22 protein-coding genes and 1 pseudogene are annotated in these 24,705 nt (G+C 46.5%); 15 read left to right on the top strand and 8 right to left on the bottom strand.

Annotated elements, in window-relative coordinates:
- Positions 1-78: 78 nt before the first annotated feature.
- Together MLD56_RS20880 and MLD56_RS20875 are read left to right on the top strand one after the other, a co-directional pair.
- On the top strand, positions 79-1,866 hold the full coding sequence (locus MLD56_RS20880) for a M3 family oligoendopeptidase (RefSeq protein ID WP_029518201.1): 1,788 nt from the start codon (positions 79-81) through the stop codon (positions 1,864-1,866).
- A gap of 261 nt (positions 1,867-2,127) precedes the next feature.
- Positions 2,128-2,529: a hypothetical protein gene (locus tag MLD56_RS20875; protein WP_029518202.1), complete on the top strand. Its 402-nt coding sequence runs from the start codon at positions 2,128-2,130 to the stop codon at positions 2,527-2,529.
- Between the two features lie 144 nt (positions 2,530-2,673).
- Here MLD56_RS20875 and MLD56_RS20870 read toward each other — a convergent pair whose 3' ends face one another.
- Both MLD56_RS20870 and MLD56_RS20865 read right to left on the bottom strand, forming a co-directional pair.
- Positions 2,674-2,910, bottom strand: a complete 237-nt coding sequence (locus MLD56_RS20870) for an alpha/beta-type small acid-soluble spore protein (protein WP_013311861.1) — start codon at positions 2,908-2,910, stop codon at positions 2,674-2,676.
- A gap of 90 nt (positions 2,911-3,000) precedes the next feature.
- On the bottom strand, positions 3,001-3,966 hold the full coding sequence (locus MLD56_RS20865) for an aldose 1-epimerase (RefSeq protein ID WP_029518203.1): 966 nt from the start codon (positions 3,964-3,966) through the stop codon (positions 3,001-3,003).
- A 453-nt stretch (positions 3,967-4,419) separates the two neighbouring features.
- Here MLD56_RS20865 and trpS point away from each other — a divergent pair, with 453 nt between their 5' ends.
- Positions 4,420-5,409 (top strand): tryptophan--tRNA ligase, encoded by a 990-nt coding sequence (gene trpS / locus MLD56_RS20860; protein ID WP_029518204.1) that lies wholly within the window; start codon positions 4,420-4,422, stop codon positions 5,407-5,409.
- A gap of 43 nt (positions 5,410-5,452) precedes the next feature.
- Here the strand turns inward: trpS and MLD56_RS20855 are convergent, their stop codons facing one another.
- Positions 5,453-5,620, bottom strand: a complete 168-nt coding sequence (locus MLD56_RS20855; protein ID WP_007431986.1) for a hypothetical protein — start codon at positions 5,618-5,620, stop codon at positions 5,453-5,455.
- A gap of 121 nt (positions 5,621-5,741) precedes the next feature.
- Between MLD56_RS20855 and MLD56_RS20850 the strand changes: the two genes are divergently transcribed.
- A complete protein-coding gene (locus MLD56_RS20850) occupies positions 5,742-5,963 on the top strand; it encodes an alpha/beta-type small acid-soluble spore protein (RefSeq protein WP_013311857.1) in 222 nt (73 codons plus the stop codon).
- A gap of 255 nt (positions 5,964-6,218) precedes the next feature.
- Here the strand turns inward: MLD56_RS20850 and MLD56_RS20845 are convergent, their stop codons facing one another.
- The gene (locus tag MLD56_RS20845; RefSeq protein WP_029518205.1) at positions 6,219-7,202 is read right to left on the bottom strand and encodes a metal-dependent hydrolase; all 984 of its coding nucleotides are present in this window, start codon (positions 7,200-7,202) and stop codon (positions 6,219-6,221) included.
- Between the two features lie 203 nt (positions 7,203-7,405).
- On the opposite strand from MLD56_RS20845, the gene cyoE reads away from it, so the two are divergent.
- Complete coding sequence (gene cyoE, locus MLD56_RS20840) at positions 7,406-8,350, top strand: heme o synthase (protein WP_013311855.1); 945 nt, start codon at positions 7,406-7,408, stop codon at positions 8,348-8,350.
- Between the two features lie 88 nt (positions 8,351-8,438).
- Here cyoE and MLD56_RS20835 read toward each other — a convergent pair whose 3' ends face one another.
- From MLD56_RS20835 to MLD56_RS20825, 3 genes and pseudogenes are all read right to left on the bottom strand, one after another.
- Positions 8,439-8,783: a toprim domain-containing protein gene (locus MLD56_RS20835; protein WP_029518206.1), complete on the bottom strand. Its 345-nt coding sequence runs from the start codon at positions 8,781-8,783 to the stop codon at positions 8,439-8,441.
- A gap of 166 nt (positions 8,784-8,949) precedes the next feature.
- Positions 8,950-9,018: pseudogene (locus MLD56_RS20830) on the bottom strand (YjcZ family sporulation protein); the annotation flags it as partial.
- 184 nt (positions 9,019-9,202) lie between these two features.
- Positions 9,203-10,372, bottom strand: a complete 1,170-nt coding sequence (locus MLD56_RS20825; protein ID WP_029518208.1) for an MFS transporter — start codon at positions 10,370-10,372, stop codon at positions 9,203-9,205.
- A 223-nt stretch (positions 10,373-10,595) separates the two neighbouring features.
- Between MLD56_RS20825 and MLD56_RS20820 the strand changes: the two genes are divergently transcribed.
- The 7 genes from MLD56_RS20820 to MLD56_RS20790 all read left to right on the top strand — a co-directional run bounded on the left by MLD56_RS20820 (position 10,596) and on the right by MLD56_RS20790 (position 19,740).
- Positions 10,596-11,078, top strand: a complete 483-nt coding sequence (locus tag MLD56_RS20820; RefSeq protein ID WP_029518209.1) for a hypothetical protein — start codon at positions 10,596-10,598, stop codon at positions 11,076-11,078.
- Positions 11,079-11,094: 16 nt separating this feature from the next.
- Entirely contained in the window at positions 11,095-12,246 is a 1,152-nt protein-coding gene (locus MLD56_RS20815; protein WP_029518210.1) for a transglutaminase domain-containing protein, read from the top strand.
- 20 nt (positions 12,247-12,266) lie between these two features.
- Positions 12,267-14,348: a peptidoglycan D,D-transpeptidase FtsI family protein gene (locus MLD56_RS20810; RefSeq protein WP_029518211.1), complete on the top strand. Its 2,082-nt coding sequence runs from the start codon at positions 12,267-12,269 to the stop codon at positions 14,346-14,348.
- A gap of 177 nt (positions 14,349-14,525) precedes the next feature.
- Entirely contained in the window at positions 14,526-16,604 is a 2,079-nt protein-coding gene (locus tag MLD56_RS20805; RefSeq protein WP_029518212.1) for a peptidoglycan D,D-transpeptidase FtsI family protein, read from the top strand.
- A gap of 82 nt (positions 16,605-16,686) precedes the next feature.
- Positions 16,687-17,436 (top strand): Cof-type HAD-IIB family hydrolase, encoded by a 750-nt coding sequence (locus MLD56_RS20800; protein WP_029518213.1) that lies wholly within the window; start codon positions 16,687-16,689, stop codon positions 17,434-17,436.
- Positions 17,437-17,487: 51 nt separating this feature from the next.
- Positions 17,488-17,967 (top strand): DUF456 domain-containing protein, encoded by a 480-nt coding sequence (locus MLD56_RS20795; protein ID WP_023990190.1) that lies wholly within the window; start codon positions 17,488-17,490, stop codon positions 17,965-17,967.
- Positions 17,968-18,105: 138 nt separating this feature from the next.
- On the top strand, positions 18,106-19,740 hold the full coding sequence (locus tag MLD56_RS20790; RefSeq protein WP_029518214.1) for a putative polysaccharide biosynthesis protein: 1,635 nt from the start codon (positions 18,106-18,108) through the stop codon (positions 19,738-19,740).
- 17 nt (positions 19,741-19,757) lie between these two features.
- Here the strand turns inward: MLD56_RS20790 and MLD56_RS20785 are convergent, their stop codons facing one another.
- Positions 19,758-21,047, bottom strand: coding sequence for a DUF2515 family protein (locus MLD56_RS20785; protein ID WP_029518215.1), 1,290 nt, complete (start codon positions 21,045-21,047; stop codon positions 19,758-19,760).
- Between the two features lie 239 nt (positions 21,048-21,286).
- On the opposite strand from MLD56_RS20785, the gene MLD56_RS20780 reads away from it, so the two are divergent.
- The 3 genes from MLD56_RS20780 to MLD56_RS20770 all read left to right on the top strand — a co-directional run bounded on the left by MLD56_RS20780 (position 21,287) and on the right by MLD56_RS20770 (position 24,677).
- Complete coding sequence (locus MLD56_RS20780; RefSeq protein WP_029518216.1) at positions 21,287-21,631, top strand: thioredoxin family protein; 345 nt, start codon at positions 21,287-21,289, stop codon at positions 21,629-21,631.
- A gap of 219 nt (positions 21,632-21,850) precedes the next feature.
- Positions 21,851-22,780, top strand: a complete 930-nt coding sequence (locus MLD56_RS20775) for a COX15/CtaA family protein (RefSeq protein ID WP_029518217.1) — start codon at positions 21,851-21,853, stop codon at positions 22,778-22,780.
- A 130-nt stretch (positions 22,781-22,910) separates the two neighbouring features.
- Positions 22,911-24,677 carry a UbiD family decarboxylase gene (locus MLD56_RS20770; RefSeq protein ID WP_029518218.1) on the top strand — a complete coding sequence of 589 codons (1,767 nt, stop codon included), beginning with the start codon at positions 22,911-22,913 and terminating at the stop codon, positions 24,675-24,677.
- Positions 24,678-24,705 lie beyond the last annotated feature (28 nt).

The raw sequence follows: 24,705 nt of genomic DNA, 5'->3' as shown, positions 1-24,705 counted from the left end.
TAGTGATTTACTATCACGATGTAGCTTTATTGTATATGAAACCACATGAATTCGCCAAAAAAGAAAGGTGGAACTATTATGAAAACACCGTTAAAGCAAACATGGGATCTGGAATCTATTTTTAGCGGAGGGTCTTCCTCTGCCTCATTCCATGCATTTTTGGAAGAATTGGAAAGCAAGGTCCAACAGCTGCAGTCCCAGCTTAAAGCAGCTAAAGTACCACAAACGGTATTGGATACCGAGCGTCTGGATAGTGTATTGAGTAGCATCCAGGAGCTGTTTAATGGCGCGTCGCAGGCGGGTTCCTTTGTCTCTTGTCTAACTGCTCAAAACCAGCACGACAAGCTGGCTGTTCAACTGGGAGCGCGTGTCAACACGCTGTATGCCCAAGGGAAAAGTGCTTTAGTATCTTTCCAGAACTTGCTGGCACAAACCAGTGAAGACATTTGGCAGAAATGGATGGAGCGCGAAGCTATCCAGCCGATTTCTTTTGTCCTGAACGAATATCGGAACGAAGCACGTGAAAAAATGGCTCCTGAGCTGGAAAGCCTTGCATTGGATCTGGCAGTGGATGGCTACCATGGATGGGGCGACTTCTATGATACCATTGTCAAAAATATGACGATCCCTGTACCAGAAAATGGCGAGATCGTAAACCTGTCTGTAGGTCAGGCAGCTAATAAGTTGGATGAAGCAGATCGCAGCGTACGTAAAGATGTGTTTGCACGTTGGGAAGAGGCATGGGCTCAGGTAGAGGACTATTGCGCGGATACATTGAATCATTTGGCAGGCTTCCGTCTGAAGCTATATGAAAAACGAGGCTGGACAGATGTGCTTAAAGAACCGCTGGAAATCAGCCGTATGTCCGCACAAACGCTGGATACGATGTGGCAGGTTATTAATGAAACAAAGCCTATTGTAGTTAAATACTTGGAGCGGAAAGCAAAGCTGCTGGGCTTAGAGAAGCTGTCCTGGCATGACGTTGAAGCTCCGCTGGGAACATCAACCACTAAAATCCCATACGACGATGCTGCTGTAACGATTGTTGAGCAATTTGGTAAATTTAGCTCGAGAATGGCTGACTTTGCCCAAATGGCTTTTGAGAAAAGTTGGATTGAAGCAGAGGATCGTCCTGGCAAACGTCCGGGTGGTTTCTGTACATCTCTGCGTCTAAGCAAAGAGACCCGTATTTTTATGACCTATGCCGGATCACCATCCAACGTTTCGACACTGGCCCATGAGCTCGGACACGGTTATCACCAGCATGTGATGAATGAATTGCACCCATTGAATCAAAATTATGCCATGAACGTAGCTGAGACGGCGTCGACGCTGGCAGAACTTATTGTATCAGATGCTTTGCTGGAAGCTGCCGAGGGTCAGGAGAAGGTAGCTTTGCTGGAGGATAAAATTCAGCGTGGTGTAGCCTTCTTTATGAACATTCATGCCCGTTTCCTATTTGAAACCCGTTTTTACGAGTTGCGGAAAAAAGGAGTCGTAGGAGCACAACAATTAAGCGAGTTGATGGAACAAGCGCAGCGTGAAGCGTTTAGTGGTATCCTGGATGAGGCTCATCCTCATTTTTGGGCATCCAAGCTGCATTTCTATATTACGGACACTCCTTTCTACAACTTCCCGTACACATTCGGGTATATGTTCAGTGCAGGAATTTACGCTTTTGCGAAGGAAAACCCTGACGGCTTCGCCGACCAATATGATGCCTTGCTGCGTGATACTGGTCGCATGACAGTCGAAGAATTGGCTTCCAAGCACTTAGGTACCGATTTAACACAGGCTGACTTCTGGCGTAATGCTGCGCAAGTTACTGTTCAGGATATTGAGCAATTTTTACAAATGACAAAATAACGGATTTACACTTTTGAAAGGTCTCCTATAAGGGAGGCCTTTTTTGTAATTTTTGCAGAAGATGATGAACAAAGTCGCAAAATGTCGAAGTGTAATTAACATTACCTGTTGGCGAAATTTAAAATGATGGATATACTTAGAAAATAGTTATAAATACCCAATTATGTTGGTTTTGATTGTAAGGTTAAAAATCTTCGCATATAATTGAGTCGTAAGACCTATTAATTATTTTTGGACAAGGTATATAGGAGGGTTTTTGTAATGGATGAAGTAGGTCAATTGTCGTTGGCAAGGCAGATGGATATCGTTTTAAAAGAACTGGATAATGAACTGGCGGGTTTGTCGTCAGGCATCGTATTTGTACAAATACGTAACAATGTAGTTGGGAAGTTTGGGATTCGCCATAATCCGCTTGCAGGTAAAGGTGGCACGTTAGCAGCAGTAGAACCGGGGTTATCAGCAAAGCATCGGGAGGATTTTCGGCGTATGGCCCTAGAAACGCTAAATCATAAGCGTAGCTGGACTCATGGTGAGATTGCTTTTGATTTTGCCATCAGACAAGGAACGATTTTGGTAGATGCAACACTGGAGTCCAACTACAACATGGCGAATCTCATGATCCGCTACAACAAGCCTACATACCGAGCGGCTAATTCGGAATAATCATCAATATGAGAATTTTGCAAAATCCTAATTTAAAAAAGAGAAAAGGCGGCCTTCCTTGGGAAGACCGCCTATGTTATATGCCCGTTATAACGCATTTTGGTAAATTACGATGAACGGAATGCTCATGTGGAATAATGACGCTTATTGACCTGAACGTCCTGATAATTGCTGTTCGGCCAGCTGTACCAAGCGTTTAGTGATATAGCCTCCCAGAGAACCAGCTTCACGGGATGGCATGTCACCGTAGTAACCATCTGCCGGAATGGTGATGCCCAGCTCTTGTGCAGCTTCATATTTCAATTGTTGCAGTGCGTTGTTGGCTTGAGGAACAACAAGGTTGTTACTGCGACGACTTCTGCCTTGATTAGCTTCATTCATGTGTAGTCACCTCCTTCGGCTGTGATGAGGTTAGTATGCGACAGAGTTATGAAAATATGCGCCGAAGGAAGGAAAGTGACTAGAGGGAAATTACGGATATATGATATGAATCTGAGTTTTGAGATCGATGGATTGCTTAGGCTCCAGACGGATCAGCCCGCCTCCTTCAACAGGATCAGGTAAATTAGGAGCATCTGACAGCCAGGTATAAGGCTCAATGCAAAGATACTGATCGCATTCACCTTTGGTGTATAACACCCAATACTTAAAGTATTGCTCATCTGCTGTGTAGCGGATTTGATAACCATCATCACGAGTCAAAAGAGCTACAGCAGGGCCTTCCGTTGCCCGCAGCAACGTATCTAGATTCGTTCCTTTCAGAGAAAGACCCGAAGAGAGCTGTTCCAAGTCATTCAACGAAGTAATGATACCTGTAGGTAGCTGTTCAGCATCCTGTTCATATACGCCGTTTACAGGTAGCTTTAGGCGCCAGCGCTCAGGTTCTCCGTCCACCATAAACCAAGTGTGATATCCCAAGCCAAATGGGGCTGCTTTTTCACCCAAATTGGTTACGCGCAGTGTTTGACTTAATATAGCACCCTGCAAGCGATACGTCATCTCCAGACGCAAAGGAATGGGGAATTGTTCCATCCAGTGCGGATCACTTTCTGTCAAAAGCTCGGTAGTGACACTGCAACCTTCTTCATCCTCTTCAATATCACTGCAGCGCCAGGATTGATTACGATGCAGACCGTGTATATGGTTGTCATTGGCTGTATTTCGGTCGAACTGGTAAGGAACACCGTCAAACTCAAATTGTCCTTTGCGAATTCGGCCAGGAGGAATCAAAATGGGCAAGCCAAAATGATAAGGCTTTTGTAAATAAAAAGCCAATTCTTCCTCACCGGGCCGACGTACGATATCCCTGTCGAGCTTCAGATCACGCACTGAGATAATATTATTCCCGAGGCGAGGGATCATCGTAACTTCCAGTTCACCACTATGTAAAACATACGTGTCGTAACCGTTCCAGTGTTCTTTGGTCACTTGTTTCATATCCATGCTCCTTTGTCCACTATAATCGGTTGAAGCTTCGTGTCATTATGATAACAGATTTTTGATCGTAGGGCACAATCGTCATTTGACAATAACATTATGCGGAATTATCATTAATGTAGTTTAGAAAGTAATGACATGGATAACGCGATGATGAGGACAAGTAAGCTTTCGCATAAGCTCTTCAGAAAGCCGGTGGTGGATGGGAACCGGTGAGCCTGCATTGCTGAATGGACCTTGGAGTGCCGCACAGAACAGGATTTTACAGTCCTCAGTATGACGGCCGATTGCTCCCCGTTAACGGAGCTTTAAGATTGCAATCAGTCATGGCGCATAGCTCCGATAAGCAAAGGCTGACGGCAATGAATAAGGGTGGTACCACGGTCTCGCGTCCCTTGAGGATGCGGGGCCTTTTTGCGTTCTAAATATTGAAATAATCGGAGGAGGAAGAGTATGAAAACTGTACTTTCAGGTATTCAGCCTAGCGGACAACTTACTTTGGGCAACTACATTGGTGCAATGAAAAACTTTGTCAAATTGCAAGAGGATCACCAATGTTACTTTATGGTTCCAGATCTTCATGCGATTACCGTACCGCAGGAACCAGCTCAATTACGCGAGCAGTCGGAGGCGGTAGCGGCATTATTTATTGCAGCGGGTATTAACCCAGAGAAATCCAACGTCTTTTTACAATCCCATGTTCCTCAGCATGCTGAGCTGGGATGGTTGATGACAACACTGACGAATATGGGCGAGCTGGAACGTATGACTCAGTTTAAGGACAAGGCTGCTGGCAAGGATTCCGTAGGAGCAGGGTTGTTCGTATATCCGTCGTTGATGGCAGCTGACATTTTGCTCTACAACGCGGATCTCGTCCCGGTGGGCGAAGATCAGAAACAGCATCTGGAGCTGACACGGGACTTGGCTGGCCGCTTTAATCATCGTTATGGAGATTATTTTACAATTCCCGAGCCGTATATCCCTGAAGTAGGGGCGAGAATTATGTCCCTGGATGATGCATCCAAAAAAATGAGCAAGAGTAATCCGAATGCAGGCAGTTTTATTGCGCTACTGGACGAACCGAAAGTCATACGCAAGAAAATCAGCCGCGCTACGACCGATTCTGGCAGTGAGGTTAGATATGATCTGGCCAATAAACCTGAAATTAGTAATCTAATGAGCATTTACAGCCAGTGTTCCGGTTTGTCGCTCCAAGAAGTGCAGGATCGTTATGAAGGCCAAATGTACGGGACATTTAAAAAAGAACTGGCAGAGACGGTTGTGGCTATGCTTGAACCGATTCAGCAACGCTATCGCGATATCCGGGAATCTGGTGAAATTGGACATATTTTGGCCCAATCCGCAGAGCGTGCACAAGAAGCTGCTGAAGTCACGCTGTCTGCGGTCAAAGAGCGCATGGGCTTTCTGCCACGTCTACGCTAAAGCATATTGAGGCGAAACGAATTAGGCCTTTTATAGGATTGGATTAGGAGCGGCGTTGTCGGGCTTTAACCACGAAACCCCAGCCAATATTGCCGACAGATAATAGCCCCAGTAGAATGGCAAGCCATGCGGAATAACTGATGGATATAGCGGCTGCGGTCAGCAGGACAATGGATGAAACGGCGAACCATAGGGATAAACCTTTGCTCATTGGTAAAAACCTCCAGTGTTCGAATGTTGAATTTCAGGAATAAGTAGTTGTAAGCGAGCCATAATAATCTTGCAAGCTTGCAATGAACCTCACTCACAAAGAACTGAAAGGAGATTCAAATATGAGCAGACGTCGTTCAAACAACCTGCAAGTACCGCAGGCCAACGCCGCTTTACAACAATTAAAATATGAGGCAGCTCAAGAACTTGGCATCACCATCCCTCAGGACGGTTACTTCGGTAATGTTGTTTCCCGCGAAACAGGTTCTCTTGGGGGATATATTACGAAAAAGCTAGTCCAACAAGCAGAACAATCCTTGTCGGGCAGCAGCCGTTTGCAGTAATACACATAAACACTCCATCTTGGAAGCTGTATTATGAGCAACTGTCATGAAGAAAATCCGGAGCGATCATGCTCCGGATTTTTTTTACGCATGGCTTATGACCATTGTGAATCACGCAAGTCCGCTTCGTCAAGAGGGCGCTTTCATGAGATGTGATTTTTGGCGCGAATGGCCAAAAAAACAGCAAGCTCCCAGATTAAGGGGGAACTTGCTGTTTCTTGTTCATACGGCTGGTTGTTAGCTTGTAAGCAGATTTTAATTCGTATGCAGGGAAAGGCGTTTTTGCATCTTTTCGTCACTGAGCCATCCGATATAACTGTTGATCAGCCCGAACTGCTTATCCATCGCGACCACAGCCACGAATGGATATTGCCTCCGGTGTCGATACCTCACGTCTCCCCATCGCACAATGTAGCCCCATTCCAGTTCTTCCACCTCGGCAACGGCAAAGGAGGAAAAATAGCGAAATGCCTGCACATCGCGATAGGATTTGGATGCTTCTACGGCAGGATGTGTGGATGGAATTGCGTGTTTCGTCCAAAATAAGTGCGAGCCATTTAATCCGCCAATGTCATAACTTCCATTCTGATGAGCTTTTACCACATGCCACCGGTTCCATGATACGGTGGGAATGATATAATAATTGTCGCCCTCCTGACGCTCGTTGTCCATATTACGTACCGCTTTTCTGGTAATAAAATGACTCCAGGTTCGCCAAATGTAATACAGGCCAATAATGACGTACAGCGTAATAAATAAGGGAGCGGGTGGAATCAATCCGGTGATCCACAGCATAATCGCAGCAACATGGGTGCCAAAAATAAAGGGATCGAAAATATGGATGATATTCCAAGATATCCACTTGTTTGTAAACGGCCGGAATGCCTGTGTTCCGTACGTATTAAATAAATCTGTGAATACATGCAGGCAGACGGCAATCGTTACCCATAATGCTACATGACCTGGGGGCACATCTCTGAAGATCAGGCAAATTAGCCCTGTTATTGACAAGATCCATATCAACCAGAAGGGAATTGAATGCGACAGTCCACGGTGATTGCGAATGTAGGCTGCATTATTTTTCAACCGAAGCAAAGTGTCAAAATCCGGAGCTTGTGACCCTATAACTGTAGCGAGCAGCACCACTGCGGCCAACTTTGGATCTCCGGCGACGACAGGGTCAGTGTAGGCCAGACCGGCCAATCCGATTCCCATGACAAAGTGTGTGGCTGTATCCATATCTGTCGCTCCTTTTGTATTGTTTCCTGTACTTATTACTACCCAAATTTACTGTAAACGATCAGCAGGGGCGATTTGCCATCGGAATTGTGAACGTTTTGTGCGTTTTCTGTCAAACTTTTTGGGGTAGGTATATGATAAAATTTATATCGGAGTTCAACTTACTCCCGAATTCATACATCTCTAAGGGGGAGTTACTCACAATGGATAATATAAGTTATAAGACTTCTTCGGATGCGGCTACCTATTCTGTAAAATCTAAACCACCCGGCAAAGCGGGCACTTGGAAAGATTTTATTACAGTTACCAAGCCAGGCATCCTTCGTACCAATCTGGTTGCAGCCTTTGGTGGTTTTTGGTTAGCATCGCAATGGGACGTTGACTATATAAAGCTAATTCTTACACTTTTAGGTACAATGCTGGTTATGGCATCTTCATGTGTTTTTAACAACTATTTTGACCGTGAGCTGGATTTGAAAATGGAACGTACACGTAATCGCTCACTGCCAACAGGGCGTCTGACCCCTACAACGGTGTTGTCATACGCTATTATTTTGGGTGTTGTCGGGTTAGCTGTTCTATTCTTCTTCTCTGGTGTAAAGGCAGGATTACTGGGATTACTTGGTATGTTCGTCTACGTCGGTATTTATACACTTTGGTTAAAACGTTCATCTACATGGAGTACATCCATCGGCGGTATTTCTGGTGCAATGCCTCCTGTAATTGGTTATGTGGCCGCTTCGGGTCGTATTGATATGGGCGCTTGGCTTTTATTCGCTCTCCTGTTCTTATGGCAGCCGCCTCACTTCTGGGCACTTGCTATTCGCAGAGTTGAGGAATATCGCGCAGCAGGATTTCCGTTGTTGCCAGTCGTAAAAGGTATCCATCGGACCAAAATTCAGATGATTCCTTATATTGTATTGCTGATTCCGGTACCCATCCTTATGTATGCTTATGGATATGCCGGTATGATTTTTATGATCGTGTCCGTGTTACTGTCCGTGCTGTGGGCATTCTATGCCTTTAAAGGTTTTACGATTAAGGAAGAAGAAACGGATTCCTGGGCCAAAAAAGTATTTTTCTTTTCCATTAACCATCTGACACTCAGCTTCTTGCTGATGATCGTCGATACGGTTCATAAATTCTAATGTCATTTTAGAGGCATTTTATAGTACACCATATAGCTGTCCAACAGGCATGAAAGCGGCCTGAGGACAGCTTTTTTGTTATTCAAGACTAAAGAACAGGTGGCGGGTATATAATGTATTCTTCTAATCCTGCTTTTTCCAATTGAGCGATCACATATTCGTCTGGAGTCCCTTCTACGCCAGCGTATCCTTTGCGGGTATACATATGGTAGGCATCTGGAAAAGAGTCTGCAAGCACACCCCTTATTTTTTTCCCTGAGCTGTCATTGTCCATAAATAAATATATTTCGTCGTGCTTGGCTCGCTTGTGGAGGGATTCCAGTTTTATAGAGTTTAGTGTGCCGAAGGTGCATAAAATGTGAACCTCCGGGTCAAGTAATCGGCGAAGTTTGCTGCGGTCATTTTTCCCTTCGACGATCACGGTTATCGCCATTTAAGCTCACCCCTTGTCTGATACATATGCTCGAAATTCCCCGGGAAATGAAGAATATGAGTATAGTGTAGCTCCAAATAGGGTTCTCATGCAAAAAATAACAAAATAGCCTGCCAGAAGTGGCAGGCATGGGTACAAGGGACAACATGTTAGGGCAATTTAGACATTAAAACCAGCAAGTACGGAGAATGATGACGAGCAGAATATAAAGAACAAGAATGGTGCCAGTTGAAGTTCCAAAAACAGGGCAAGGGCTTACAGGATGACAGTGGCTCACAGGCTGCACCTCCCTTTATTAGTGAATGTTCAGTCAAAATAGTCTATGTGGATAGGGGTATAGTGTACTGTGCATCTGCCCTCTGGAACGGCATTTTGGGCTTTAAAGATAGCATTTTAGCATACCCACTGCCTCAGACTAGCTAGGAATGATAAGGTCCTGTGGCAGACAGTGGCGGCGTCGGAGATATGCGCTTAACGGGAACGAATAGCAGGCCAGCCATCAGAATCAGAAATGCGATAAAAAAAGGGGATATGTGATCCGGAAGCTGACCCGCCAGTACAGGCCCGGCAAAGGAGCCGATTGACGTTGCAATGGATTGCAGGGCAAAGGTTTTGCCCAATCGAGCACCTCCAATTCGTATGAAGAGAGAGGCCAGCGCTGGAAAAATGATGCCTTTGGCTGTTCCCAAAATAAACAGGATGATGCCTATTGTCGCTTCGGGCGTGGTGGCGAGTGCATAGAAGCTTAAAGACATCAGAATAATGCCACAAAGTAGCCTAACCATCGGTGAATATTTGTTCAGAAAAAGCAAACTAAGCGTACAGAGTGCTCCCAAACTGATGATGGAAAAAAGCAATCCGGTGGACATCATGGACGCAGAACCGTTATTTCGTAATGGGATCTCATAAAATAAAATGCCTTGTGCGCACGCCAAAACAAAAGGTAAAAGCAGGTAACGCCAATTGAATGGTAACCGCGTCTGTGCTGCCGAGAGTGGAGCAGGTGTCGTATGACCATCAGATAATTGGGCCTGCGGAGCGGGTGCTTTTTTGGGTAAGGTGAAATAAGCCATAAGCCCCGTGATTACGAGAATGATGCCAAGGGAACTAAATGTCTCGCTAAAGCCAAAACTGGCTACGATAAATGCGCCTGCGGCTGGAGACAGAACAGAGGCCAACGTATGGACGACACCATGCCCCGACATATATTTACCCTGCGTAACCGGATGATCAGACAGTTGCGCCAGCATGGCCAGACAGGCTGGAGATAAAAAAGCCAACACATAGCCACTAATCGCACGCAGAAAAAGTAATTCCCACGGTGTATGGATGTACGATTGAATGATCAGGATCAGGCCTGCAGCTGTCAGGCTGAACATAATATATCGGCGACTGCCGTGTTTGTCGACTTTGGGACCTGCCATCAAATTGCCAGGCAGGTGAGTCAGAGAGTAAATCCCCATCATCCAACCGATAAAGGTAGGAGCTGCCCCCAGAGAGATGGCGAATGGCGTCAAAATAGGATATTGCGCATGCAGATCAAAAAAGGCAATGAACAAAAAGAGATACAGCCAGAGGGCTGTTTTCATGTGAATGACCCCCTTTCCCTAATGTAAACTTTCATGTTACTTCGTATTGGCCCTTCCTAAGTTGTACGCTGGATTGGACGAACATAGACCACTTTGTATGGACAAGAATTGAAAGACAAGGTATGTATAAGACCTAAGCTGACAGGACATTGCGTAATCATGTATAATTACAGAGACAATTTTGCAATTCGAATCATGTAGTTGAAAACGGGAGTGTAGCGAAATGGATAAGGGCGTCTGGAGAGAGTTTTTGGAACATAATTGGCAGATTGTTCAAGATAATTGGCTGTATATATTAATTGGGCTTGTCCTATTGTTAGTCATATTGAAGGTTGTAAGAACTCTCATAAAATGGCTGATTGTCATCGTCGTAATTGCAGGCTTGCTTATCTACAGTGGCATTTCCTTTGAACAGGTCGGCAAGGTCGTTACTCAGGCAAAGGATGATGCGATTAACAAGGTTCAGAGCGAGGCCTTGAACATGATGATCAAAGAGGGACGGGATGCCCAATACACATCCAACGCGGATGGTACGTTTTCGGTAACCAGCTCCAACTTGGAAGTGAAAGGTCCATTTGATGGTGACAAGGTCAAGGTATGGTTTCAGGGGATGTCGCTGGGCGAGTGGAGTATGGGCGATACCGTCAAGAAATATATCGAAGGTGCAAAAGGCTCGGCTGTAACACAGTCGCCACAGTCGCCGTAGAGACAGGAGGAACACAATGAAACCATCCTGGCTGGAGCCTATTCTTCATTGGAATGGCGTGACGGTGTTTTTAATTGTCATTGTACTGCTGTCGTTGATTCAGGGCTGGAGACGAGGAGCTTCCAGATCTGTAGGGGCGCTGTTTAGTCTTATTGTGGATGGCATACTGACTGTAGCGGGTATTTTGTGCTCGCTCGGATTAGCCATGTGGCTTTCACCGAAGGTGCAACAATGGCTGGCAGCTTACATGGAGCATTTGCCACAGCGAAAACTAAGCGGGATTGAGCAATTTTATTATACGCTTGTGGCGGGGATAGAAGGTTTTCCGCTGCTGCGATTCGCCGTATTGTTCATGCTCAGTTATGCTATTGCCCAGTTTATACTGCGTGCCATTTATGTGTTGATGGTAGGTGGAAAATCAGATTCCTCTCTCCATGAGCATCCCCAAAAATCGGGCTTTTTCAGCAGGGTGGCAGGGGCTGGAATAGGTACTCTTATTGGTGGAGCTCGCGCCATGATAATCATAGCCCTGCTGTTCATAGGCGTAAGTCTGTACCCAGACAGCGGGTTTAGCAGCTACGTACAAGCTTCACCGATTTATAAGCAAGGTGCGCAATCGGTCATTGAGCCGTTGTCGGGGACTCTGATTAAGGATAAGCTGCCCGTATTTACGCAGGCTGTTACCAAGGAATTGAATGGTATCATGCAGCGCAAATATGAAATAATCGACCGGGACATTCCAAGCGATATCGTTCAGGCAGCGGCCAAGATTACAGAAGGGGCTAGCGGTGACGAGCAAAAAGCTAGAGCGTTGTATGAATGGGTAGGCACCCGTATTAGCTATGATTACAGTAAGGTCGAAGCCTATGAGCAACGTGGTGACTGGCATGAACAGACTCCCAGAGATACGTTTGATACACGTAAAGGAGTGTGCATTGATTATGCCCGCCTTTACTCAATGATGGCTCGTTCGCAGGGGCTACAGGTCAAGGTTGTAACAGGCCTTGGGTACAACGGACAGGGAGGATACGGGTCCCATGCCTGGAATGAGGTATATTTGAGCGGACAGGATCAGTGGGTACCCCTAGACCCGACCTGGGCACAAAGTGGAGACTGGTTTAACCCGCCCGGTTTTGCCCAAACACATATTAAGGATAAAGTGATTTAAGAAGGAGTGGAAAAGGGCACATGAGAAAGATGGACAACGAGCAAGGAAAAGACAATGAGACATCCGACCGAAAAAGATTTAGCTTCCGGATCAATCTGTTCTTTTTCAGCTCGTTCATTATATTTACAGTCATCATTGTAAGATTGGCGATACTTCAATTCGTGGATGGACCTCAGCTTAAGCAGCAGGAGGCCAGTAATGTTACCAAAAATGTACCACTTACGCCGATTCGCGGAACGATTTATGATTCAACCGGACAGAACAGGCTGGCATATTCTACACCAGTACAGTCGCTCTATATAACGCTCTCCAAGAATTACAGTGATGGTATGGAGCAGTTGCGTAAGCCTGATAAAAAGCTGTTGCCTGAGCTGGAAAACATGACACAAAAGCTGGCAAATCGATTTGCACAATATGGTAATAAAGATGAGCCGAAAATGACGGCAGAACAAATTATGGACGCTATGGATCGGAACTATCAGCGATTTAGCGGTTTTACGCCGCGTTTGATTAAAACGAATCTTAACAAAGATGAAGTGGCCTATTTTATGCAGCATAAGAGTGAGTTTCCGGGCGTAGATGTCGTTGAGGAAACGGTACGCCATTATGATCCTGATACGGTAGCTGTCCAAACGGTTGGCTACATTAAAAGCTATAAGAGTGCACGTGAAACGTTGGATAAATATAAAAACATCCAAAAATCCATGTCAGCTGAAAATGATCCGGGCCTCATTTATATGGATAATGAATCTGTTGGCTTTGATGGACTGGAATTTCAATATCAGGAACAGTTACGAGGGAAAAACGGATATAAAACAGTTCCAATTGATCCGCGCAATATGCCTGAAGGCGTAGATTCTGTTACACCTCCGCAAAAAGGGGATAATGTCTATTCCACGATTAACAAAGAAATTCAGGTGAAGACTGAAAATGCCATTATGGATCAATTGAGATGGCTCCATACACACGCTGTATCTGGTAGGACTCATCCTTATGCCAAAACAGGCTTCGCTGTAGCGATGGAAGTAGATACAGGAAATGTGGTAGCTATGGCTAGTATGCCGGATTATGATGCGAATTACTGGCAAACGGGTACAATTTCGACAGATAAATATAAAGAGATTGAACATGTGTATCAAAACGCCACCATTAAGAACGTCGGCTCTGGCCAATCTGGACAGCACCCTGATTCTACTGTACTTCTCGGATCAACTATTAAACCGCTGTCTGTTCTTATTGGATTGGAAGAAGGACTGTTTACAACAAATACGTACTATCAAGATACAGGGGCGGCTTATTTCGGACGTAACAACTCCTCACGGGTGCGCAACTCTTCTGGTCATGTGTACGGTTCAATGGACCCGGCTACCGCTATTCGCCATTCCTCCAATGCCTTTATGGTCGATATGGTTGGCAAACGATTATATAACAAATACATCAACAATGCCGCAGAAGACCAGGGCGTTAACGTATGGGATCGTTATATGAAGGAGTTTGGATTAGGTGTTTCTACTGGAGTAGACTTGCCCGGTGAGTTCCGGGGTTGGCGGGAGTACACGAGTAAATCAGAGTCAGCACTTTCCAAATTGGCATATGCATCCTTTGGTCAACAAGGTAAATATACACCTATGCAACTTGCCCAGTACACAACAATGATCGCTACCAAGGGCAAACGGATGGAGCCACATTTGGTCAGTCAAATTAAAGATACCAACGGCAATGTAGTTCAAACAATTAAGCCGAAGGTGCTGAATGAAGTGAAATTTCCGGATGCATACTGGAATGAAGTCATACGCGGGATGGCAACAGATGTCAGCGCATTTAAAGGTTTCCCTTATGACTTTGCTCGCAAAACAGGGACATCGCAGCAAAGTGTGGGCAGAGAACTAAAAGATAACGGGGTATTTATTGCCTTTGCTCCACGTCAAAATCCCAAACTTGCAGTAGCGGTTGTTATTCCTGAAGGGGGCTTCGGGGCCTGGAGCGCCGGACCTGTGGCACGTAAAATCTTTGATGCCTACGACGAAGTTTATGGATTGGACGGGGTACCTAAGAAAAAGGATGCCACAGCAACCGATCCTAACGCAACCCAACAGCCATAATCATTTTATATGATATCATTTCATGAAAGCTTCTCATAGCCTTTGGGCTGAGGGAAGCTTTTTTATGTTTTTTCTACGTTTTCTTACAAAATTGTCATCTCGGAATTCATCGTTTATGGCTTTGGATATGGTAGGATCAGGAATATGCCCTATTGGAAGGAGTAATGACAAGCTAATATGGACAGAGGAAGTTTGGATAAAAAGTTTTCATTCAAAAAGAAAAATGATGAAGAGAATGAAGAGTCACGAAAAAAACGGACGGTTTTACGAACCAACCTGCTGTTTTTTAGTGCTTTTGTGCTGTTTGCCCTGATCATTACCAGACTAGCTGTATTGCAGTTTGTACAATCGGAGGAGCTGAAAGGCCAGCAGCAATCCGTAAATACGAAAAATGTCCCGTTAGCCCCGAGTCGTGGCACGATTTATGACTCCACAGGTACGGTTAAGCTGGCGTATTCGACTTCAGTACAGTCCTTGTATGTAACTTTATCTAAGGATTATAGCAAACGTACGGAGAAAGATCGCAAGCCGGGGGAAAAGCTGCTCCCTGAGCTTAATGCTTTTGCTGCCAAGCTTGCTGCCAAATTAAACGAACTGGGTCGTACCGAAGGGGAGCAACTTAATGCAGAGGAAATAAAAAAGCGACTGGACCCGGACTATAATCAATATAGGGGATTTACCCCACGTTTGGTCAAATCCGACCTGAGTCGGGAGGAAATCGCTTATTTTCTGGAACATCGGACAGAGTTCCCTGGTGTAGAGGTTGTAGAAGAAAGTGTACGCCATTATGACCCGGATCGGGTGGCGGTACAAACGATTGGATATATGTACAAGTTCAAAGGAGCTCGAACGAACCGGCCCAAATATAAAGAGCTCTATGAAGCGAATTCGGAGGTTTTAAAACCGGCACAGGTTTATTCGGAAAGTGAAACGGTCGGATATGATGGCTTGGAGCTTCAGTATCAGGACGAGCTGAGAGGGAAAAACGGATATAAAACGGTAGAGGTCAATCCTCGCAGCATGCCGGAGGGCATTGAATCCATTACTCCTCCTGAAAAAGGACATCATTTATATTCCACCATCAACAAGGAAATTCAGCAGAAAACCGAACAGGCCATTATGGATCAGCTTCACTGGCTTCATACTCATGCCGTATCGGGGAAGCTTCATCAAGACGCAACGACTGGCTTCGCTGTAGCGATGGAGGTAGAGACCGGAAATATCGTGGCAATGGCCAGTATGCCGGATTATGACTCTAATGTATGGAAAAGTGGAAGTACCTCACCTTCGGTATATGACGAAATTCAGCACAAAATGGGAAATGGAACCATTAAATCCGTCCCTAGCGGAAAAGCGGGTCCACATCCAGAATCCTCGGTGCTTCTGGGTTCAACCATTAAACCGCTGACCGTGCTGATCGGGTTGAAGGAAAACCTGTTTTCTCCCGGACAGACTTATCAGGATACGGGAAGTGCGTACTACGGCAAAAATCGCTCCAGCCGGGTTGGGAACTCTAGCGGACATGTGTATGGTTCTTTGACACCTAGCAGGGCAATTGAGGTCTCGTCAAATACGTTTATGGTGGATATGATCGGCAAGCCGCTATATGGCAAATACGGAAGTAATGCAGGGGTGCATCAGGGAATTGACGTATGGGACAAGTATATGAAGGAATTTGGATTAGGCGTACCGACTGAAGTTGATCTGCCGGGCGAGTGGGCAGGCAGACTCGAGTATACTAGCAAAAAGGAAAGTGCGTTGACACGTTTGGTACAGGCATCCTTTGGTCAGCAGGGAAAGTATACAGCCATGCAACTAGCCCAGTATACGACTGTACTGGCAACAAAGGGCAAGCGTATGCAACCTCATTTGGTCAGCAAAATTGTAGATGATCAGGGGAATCTTGTACGTGAATTTAAGCCGAAGGTACTGAATGAGGTCGCTTTTTCAGATACGTACTGGAATACAGTGATTCGGGGTATGGCTACGGATGTTAAAGCTTTTAACGGATTTCCCTACGATTATGCCCGTAAAACGGGGACTTCCGAGCAGGTGGTGGGACGTACGGTTAAAGATAACGGGGTGTTCATCGCTTTTGCTCCCCGTCAAAATCCGAAGCTGGCAGTAGCGGTCATCATTCCTGAAGGGGGCTTTGGTGCGACGAGCGCGGGACCGGTTGCGCGTAAAATATTTGATGCGTATGACGAAGTATATGGGCTAGATGGTACTCCTAAAAAGCCTCTGGCAGCAAAGTGAGGACTTGAATTTTTTTGTGGGCTTCTCTTTTTCATGGTAAAATGTCGTTGGACATAAGGGACATACAGGAGGAAGAGACACTATGGGAGAGAACCAATATAAATACAAACTGCTTGCGCTCGACATGGATGGAACTTTACTGAATGATAATCATGAAATTTCCTTGGAAACGATTAACTGGATTAACAAGGCGATACAGGAAGGGATCCATGTATGCTTGTCCACCGGACGTGCAGCGATGCATGCTCTGCCTTACGGTCAGCAACTCGGCCTGGAGACGCCAATGGTAACCGTAAACGGCAGTGAGGTGTGGAAATCACCCCACGAGTTGTGGCGTCGTTATTTACTTGATAAGGAGCTCGTTCGTAAGATGCACCAGATTGCTGTAGAAACAGGCTCCTGGTTCTGGGCTTACTCAACGGAGGAATTATATAACAGAGATCGTTGGCCGAATACATTGGACACACAGGAATGGCTTAAATTCGGTTATAATACGGAAAATGACGAAATTCGCCACCAAATTTTGCTGAAGCTTCAGGACATGGGTGGACTTGAAATCTCCAATTCTTCAATGACGAATCTGGAAATTAACCCAGCTGGTATATCCAAGGCCAGTGGAATCGCTGAAGTGTGCGACCTGCTTGGCATTACTCTGGAGCAGGTGGTTGCCGTTGGCGACAGTCTGAATGACCTGGCTGTGATTCAAGCGGTTGGACTGGGCGTAGCCATGGGGAATGCTCAGGATACGGTTAAAGAAGCCGCTGATGTGGTCGTGGCTTCGAACAATGACGACGGCATTGTAGAAGTGATCCGTGATTATGTGCTTGTGTAATAAAACGAATGATGCAGCTAGCAGGATGAATGGACGAGAAGGAGGAGGCCCATGGACGTTGTAGGCTGGATTGTTGTTATTGTGCTATTCATTGTGGGCATGGCCGGGGCGGTATATCCCGTATTGCCGGGGGCGCTCGCCATCTATTTTGCATTTTTTGTATACGGCTGGTTTTTCTCGTTTGCTCCATACAATGCACTGTTTTGGATTATACAAACACTAATCGTCGTTGCCCTTTTTGTTGCGGATTATGCTGTGAATGCGTGGGGAGTTAAGCGATTTGGTGGCTCGCGCCTGTCAGCGATACTGAGTACTATCGGGATTATTATTGGCCCCTTTGTTATTCCGGCATTTGGCCTGATTTTGGGACCATTTATTGGCGCTGTGCTAGGTGAGCTGATAAGCAAAGCCCCGCTGGACCGAGCTATTAAAGTGGGCTTTGGCTCTGTGTTAGGCCTTTTTACCAGCACCGTGATGAAAGTGATTTTGCAGCTTGCCATGATTATTGTATTCTTAATTTGGGTGTTATAACCCGAGATTCGTTATCATTTATTATGATTTGCAGAGACAGAATCGACATGCGGCTCCGCACCGGTGATGGCTCAGGCCATGACAGTTTGTGCGGGGCTTTTGCATGCGTGTGAACAGCAAGAAAGAAGGGAACGCATTTTGTCCAATAAAGAAACATTCCTTAAAGGTACGCTTATTTTAGCCGCTGCCGCCTTGGTGGCCAGAGTGCTTGGTCTGGTACAGCGTGTTCCACTGGAGCATCTGCTCGGTTCCGTCGGGAACGCCTCGTTTACCATTGCGAACAACGCTTACTTGATGCTGCTCACGGTGGCTACGGCCGGCATTCCAAGCACGTTGAGCAAAATGGTTTCAGAACGTTATGCACTGGATCGGCCTTCGGAAGCGCGACGTGTGTATCGTGCAGCTTTAATATTCGCGGCTGCGGCAGGCATTATCATTACAGCGCTGCTGTATTTTGGAGCGCCTTATTTTGCCGAGCATGTAGCAGGGGTTCCGCAATCCGCTTTGGCCATTCAGGCTTTGGCACCAGCATTACTGCTGTTCCCTGCCATTGCTATGATGCGTGGATACTTCCAAGGGCGCGGTAATATGACCGCAGGCGGTATTTCACAAATCGTGGAGCAGGTTGCACGGGTAGCGACCGCTATTATACTCGCTTTTATTATTTTGAAGCTGGGTTATGGAGATCGCGAGGTTGCAGCTGGGGCCTCCTTTGGGGGTGTCATGGGAAGTCTTGGCGCTCTGGCGGTCATGTTGTACTACACGGTAAAATTGCGTCGTCAGGATCGACAGGATCGTCAAGATCAATTCCAAGAGGAAAGCTCCGCGCTACCGATGATGCGCATTTACAAAGATATTTTTAAGCTTTCCATTCCGATTGTATTGTCGTCTCTGACCGTTCCGGCGGTCAACTTTATTGATACCTCGATTGTGGTGAGACTGCTGTCTGGTCAAGTGGGGTTGGATCAGGCGACTACTCAGTTGGGTTATCTAGGCTCTCGGGCACAGAGTGTGGCGGGGATTCCGCCGATTTTGGCCATTGCGCTCAGCCAATCGCTCATTCCGATCATTTCAGCGGCATTTGCTCGTAAGGATGAGCAGCATTTACAAAATCAGATGACGCTGGCTTTGCGTATCTCTATTTTGACTGGAATGCCGATTGTGCTGGCTTTATGTGTGACCGCCTATTCTATTAATGGTTTACTGTTCAGCTCGCTTGGAGGCAGTGGTATCATCGCTGTTCTGACACTCGGAACGATATTCCAGATTACGATGATGACTTCTAATTCGATATTGATCGGTATGGGCAAGCCGCGTATTTCAATGGTTAATGTCATGGTCGGGATCGTCGTCAAGTTTGCAGCGAGCTGGCTGCTGGCTGGTTGGCTTGGGATTTACGGGATCATTGCCGCAACCGGATTATGTTTCCTCGTGATCACGTTGCTGAATTTGCGTGTGCTTAAAGGGATCGTCTCCTTTTCCATCATGGGCCGTCGCTGGGCAGGTTTCTTAACCGCAGTCGTCGTCTCAGGAGCTATCGGATACGGTGTAAATGAAGCCTGTATTCTGCTGGTGCATCTGATGCCTGCGCGTGTAGCCTTCTTCATCGCATGCTGCATTGCCGGAGCGACTGTACTGGTATGCTACTTGGTGTTGCTGGTTGTATTGCGCGTATTGCGCAGGGACGAGCTGGGCAACTACCCACGTATGTTGCAAAAGGTACTACGTCCGTTAATGCGCCTACAGCGTGAGTCCACAGGACAGCGAGGCTAAAAGAGCTCTCCAGTCTTTCAGTGGAAAGGTTGCAAGCTGTTATGGGCAACGTGGGCCATTGCTGTTTTTTGTATGCCATGGCGATGCTCGTGGCGCATGGCAAATAACAGCGGTCGCCTTGGTTCGCTTAGATGCCCAAGTGTGGAGCCGTCCTGAAACCAGTCATACCGGGGGATTGGATCATAAGTTGTATCGGACCAGACGGCGTTCAGCTCCGGGCTGTACAGACGTTGTCCTGGCGGTAGCCATTCATGTGCTAAAAGCGTTGCACTTTCATCTGGAGAGTGCAACGCTTTTTGTTCATTCGGGGTGAATAGTCCAGGCCAATAGTCGCTGCGTGAACCCGTATGCGGCACACTGTTAGCGAATGCTGATGCCTGGTCCAGCACCTGCTGATGGCCGAAGAGCATAGCATAGAGACTTTTGCCAAAGCCGATCCGCTCGTCCAAATGGCCGAAACGCTCCATCACTAGTCCAGCAAGCCCACCGTTTAGCCCAAGTGGAAATATAACCTGATTAAGCTGGAGCCAGTCATGCAAATAAAAGCCCGGCTTGTGTGTCACAAATTTTTGAAAATACGGATCTTTTACTACACGTCCTTCAATATAGTTTTGTTCATTAATGATGAGCGCCACAGTCAACAGAGAGCTATCACGCCATGCCCAGAAACGTTCCCAAAAGGGCTTCATGAATGGCGAAACGTGAAAATAAGGCAACAAATGAAAGCAACTCCGACCTAAATGACGGCTGTGCATGTAAAGTTGCAACTGCGGATAAGCGTCTTGAAAAATAAGGGCGTTACAGCGCTCCAGTAGCCGATACAGCCATTCCTTTTCCTGCTCGCCGAATAGGTTGTCAATCAGTCCCCCTTTCAGATCGGTCATATGATAGCCGCCATTACGAGAAACCAGGTGAGCCAGTAATGCCCAGTGTAACTCCGGGTAGCCACGATAGCATTCAAGGTAAGCAGCAGTGCGGGTAACGTTGCTGCGATTCTCCTGTGCTGTATCGTTCTTGATCCGCTCCAGCAGCTCACAGTCTGTTTCGCATAAGGGCATATTCAGAGAAGAGGGACGCGTAGCGGGTCCGTTCACCAACATTAACGCTTCAGCTTCATTCATAGCGGCCTGTGCCGTATGATAATCCCACGCTAGTTCACGCAAGGGGTAGCGTAATTTGCGGGATTCGGTCCAGGCTGCCCGTTTGCCTTCCCAAGCTTCCTCAGCAACACGGGGAACGGAACCCAGTAACTTTAGCCCTCCCTGAAGCTGTCGAGATGCCGTATGGAGCCATTCGGTAAGAGACATGACTAAATAACCTCCTTTCCAACTGCAAGCATCCCCGTATCCTGCCAAGTAAGTTGGGTATGCTGTTAGGATGTCGTCGTTTATGTGGTGGATTCTTAAGTATATCTTTAGTATGCCTCAATGAGAGGGCTTCCAATCGGCATGTGAGCAGAATGGGGGAGTGTGCAAAAGCTTCACTTGGCGTTACAATAGAAAGTGCAATCTTTTCAGTATAAAAAGAATTTAAGGAGGAATCATCCATGCAAAAAATCGTCTCTCATGAAGACTTTAATAAGGCAATATCCACTCCGGGCGTAACGGTGGCTGTATTTAAGGCGGACTGGTGTGGGGATTGTCATTTCATTGATCCGTTCATGCCTGATGTGGAACAACAATATGCAGATAAGCTTACATTAATTGAGATTGATGTAGAACAGGCCGAAAGCGTCAGTCAAGAGCAGAATGTATTGGGGATTCCTAGCTTTATCGCTTACAGTGAAGGGCGAGAACTGGTACGTCTGGTGAACAGACTGCGCAAATCCCGCGAGGAGATTGAGCAATTTTTGGATCGGGCTGTTGAAGTCCATACGAGCTTGGCAAAATAATGAATGCTGTACATGCATACATGAAGGTTCCAAATTGAATTTTAAACATCAAGACATTCAGAAAGCCGCTTCCTTTCAAGGGGGCGGCTTTCTCACGAACACGTTCACATTTTGTCAACAAAGCTCGTATGTCAAGGAACGATATATCAGTTATAATTACTATAAGTGATCATTTCACAACATATAAAGTGAATAAATATTATATTTGGAAGGATACGGGTGAATTTGAATAACAAAATTAGAATATTAAAATGGCTGGCACTCGTAACATGTATTGTCATGTTTTTGGCTACCTTCGGTGGAGGTGTTGTGACGCGGACGGATTCGGGTCTGGGCTGTGGCCGGGAATTCCCGCTATGCAATGGTAAGCTGGTTCCGGCACATACGATCGCATCCCTTATTGAGTTCTCTCACCGCTCCGTCAGTGCCATGGCCGGGATTCTTTCTATCGCCTCATTTGTTGGCTTTTTGCTGTTTATGAAGCATCGAAAGGATTTACAGCTATTCTCGCTGCTCACGCTCTTGTTTGTGATCATACAAGGTGCAATGGGGGCGTTGGCTGTCATATTCTCCCAATCAGCTGCGGTCATGGGACTGCATTTTGGCTTTGCGCTTATCGCTTTTGCCAGTGCGACTATGATGACGCTGGGGGCCTGGCAGGAGCATGCGGACTCACGCCACACTCCGCGTCTGATTCCTGGGCCTGTCAGTCGGGGCTTTCGTAATTTTATATGGCTATCGACGATCTATACCTATATTGCTGTCTATTCAGGGGCGTTGCTTAGTCACTCGGTCATCCAGAAGGTTGTAAATATTGGAGGCTTCATATCTCCACTGTTGCTTCATCAGATTTCAGCCGGTCTGCTGTTCGTCATTATCTTGGCTGTGGGTCACTACGCATACCGTTATCACCCGAATCACCGGGACATCCGTATATTGGGTGTTGTATCGGTCTTGTTAATCCTGCTTCAAGTGGTGATTGGAATTATCTTGCTGTACGTCAACAGACCTGAAATCTACATGTTTATCGTGCTGGGGCATATGCTGGTGATTGCATCGTTGTTCTCCATCTTGGCTTATCTGAGCTATCGTGTATGGCAATTGTCACCGGATCGCAAGCTTGTTCCGACCCAAGCACAACGTACCTAAGCATTTCATAGATCATAGTGAAGCGGATTTTTTGCCCAAGTGGCGTTTAAACACGTATAATAGCATATAAGAAACAAACCAGGCCCACGAGTTTCTCGAGGGCTTGATTTGCTTAGGAGGAATCGTCCAGTTGATCTACCAGAATTTGCGCCAATTTATTGAAGCACTGCGTAAAGAAAATCATCTTAAAATTATAGAGGCACCTGTCGATCCTTACTTGGAGCTGGCTGAGATTCATCGAAGAGTCATTGAGGAAGAAGGGCCGGCACTGCTGTTCACGAATGTAAAAGGAACTCCGTTTCCTGTAGCCAGTAATCTGTTTGGCACGAATCGCCGTGTGGACATGGCTTTTGGCCCGCGCCCAGAGCAACTGATGGATGCGATTGTAGGAGCAACCAAAACATTGTTTCCACCTACACCCAAAGCATTGTGGAATGAACGTGGCCTGATTAAGGACATGCTAAAAGTAGGCCTAAAAACAGTATCTCATAGCGAGGCTCCTGTATTGGGAGTTCGCCGTACAGAGGCTCCGCTGGCACCACTGCCTAAAGTGACCAGTTGGCATGAGGATGGAGGACCGTTTATTACCCTTCCACTCGTGTATACCGAGAAGCCAGGTCAGCCCAAGGATCATAATCTGGGGATGTACCGCATTCAGATTTATGATGATCAGACGACGGGCATTCACTGGCAAATTCATAAAGGCGGCGGTTTCCATTATCATGAAGCGGAGCTGCGTAATGAGCCGTTGCCTACGACGATTATCATCGGTGGCCCGCCTGCTCTGATTGCGTCTGCCATTGCTCCAGCACCGGAAAACTTGCCTGAGCTGTTGCTGGCTTCGCTTATTATGGGAGGCAAGCTGCCCATGACAGAGGACCCGCTTGGGGGTCATCGGATTCCAGCAGAAGCAGAATTTGCAATCAGCGGTTATGTGCCACCTCATGAACGCCGTCCGGAAGGCCCGTTTGGCGATCATTTTGGATATTATTCATTACAGCATGATTTCCCTGTATTTCATGTCAAACATATGCATCACCGCAAGGATGCCATTTATCCGGCAACCATTGTAGGTAAGCCTCGGCAAGAAGACTACTACCTCGGTGAGTTTTTGCAACGTCTGCTGTCGCCTGCCTATCCGCTTGTGATGCCTTCCGTCAAGTCCCTGTGGGCGTATGCGGAAACGGGCGTACATGCGCTGGCAGCGGCAGTCGTACGTGAAAGCTACTCCCGTGAAGCGCTTGTATCCGGTTTTACCATTTTGGGTCAAGGTCAATTGTCATTGACCAAGTTCCTGATGCTGACAGATCGAGTCATTGATTTATCTGACTTTAACCTGCTGTTAGAAACCATTCTGGAGCGATTTAATCCAGCAAGGGATTTATTTATTTTCAATCACACGTCACACGATACACTCGATTACACAGGCCGCAAGCTGAATCATGGCAGTAAGGCGATCCTGATGGGAATAGGTGAGCCTGTACGTGAATTGCCTCGTGCTTATGAGGGAGGCGATCTGCCGGGCATTCGTGAAATTGAGCCCTATTGCGGAGGGTGCCTCGTTGTGTCCGGCTCTTCCTTTGAGCAGGAGCCTGAACTCGCTGCGTGTGTATTGGAGCGATTAGCTGCGGGTGAGCAAGAGTGGCCGCTCGTTTTCATTGTGGACGATGCCAAGGAAGTCGTTCGCTCTCAAGCCTCGTTCCTGTGGACGGTATTCACTCGCTTTAACCCGGCTACGGATATGTACGCGGACAGCGAAGTGCGTTTGCATCATCTGAACTATAAGCTGCCGATTGTAGTGGATGCGCGTATGAAGCCGGGGTATCCGGATGAGGTGTTACCGCGTGAGGATATTGTTAAGCTTGTAGATCAACGATGGACAAGTTATTTCGCTTGACGCCCTAATTAAACCTACAGCCGGATTT

This window comes from Paenibacillus peoriae (assembly GCF_022531965.1).
GTDB classification, from domain to species: domain Bacteria; phylum Bacillota; class Bacilli; order Paenibacillales; family Paenibacillaceae; genus Paenibacillus; species Paenibacillus polymyxa_D.
This window is presented reverse-complemented; position numbering and strand designations above follow the sequence as displayed.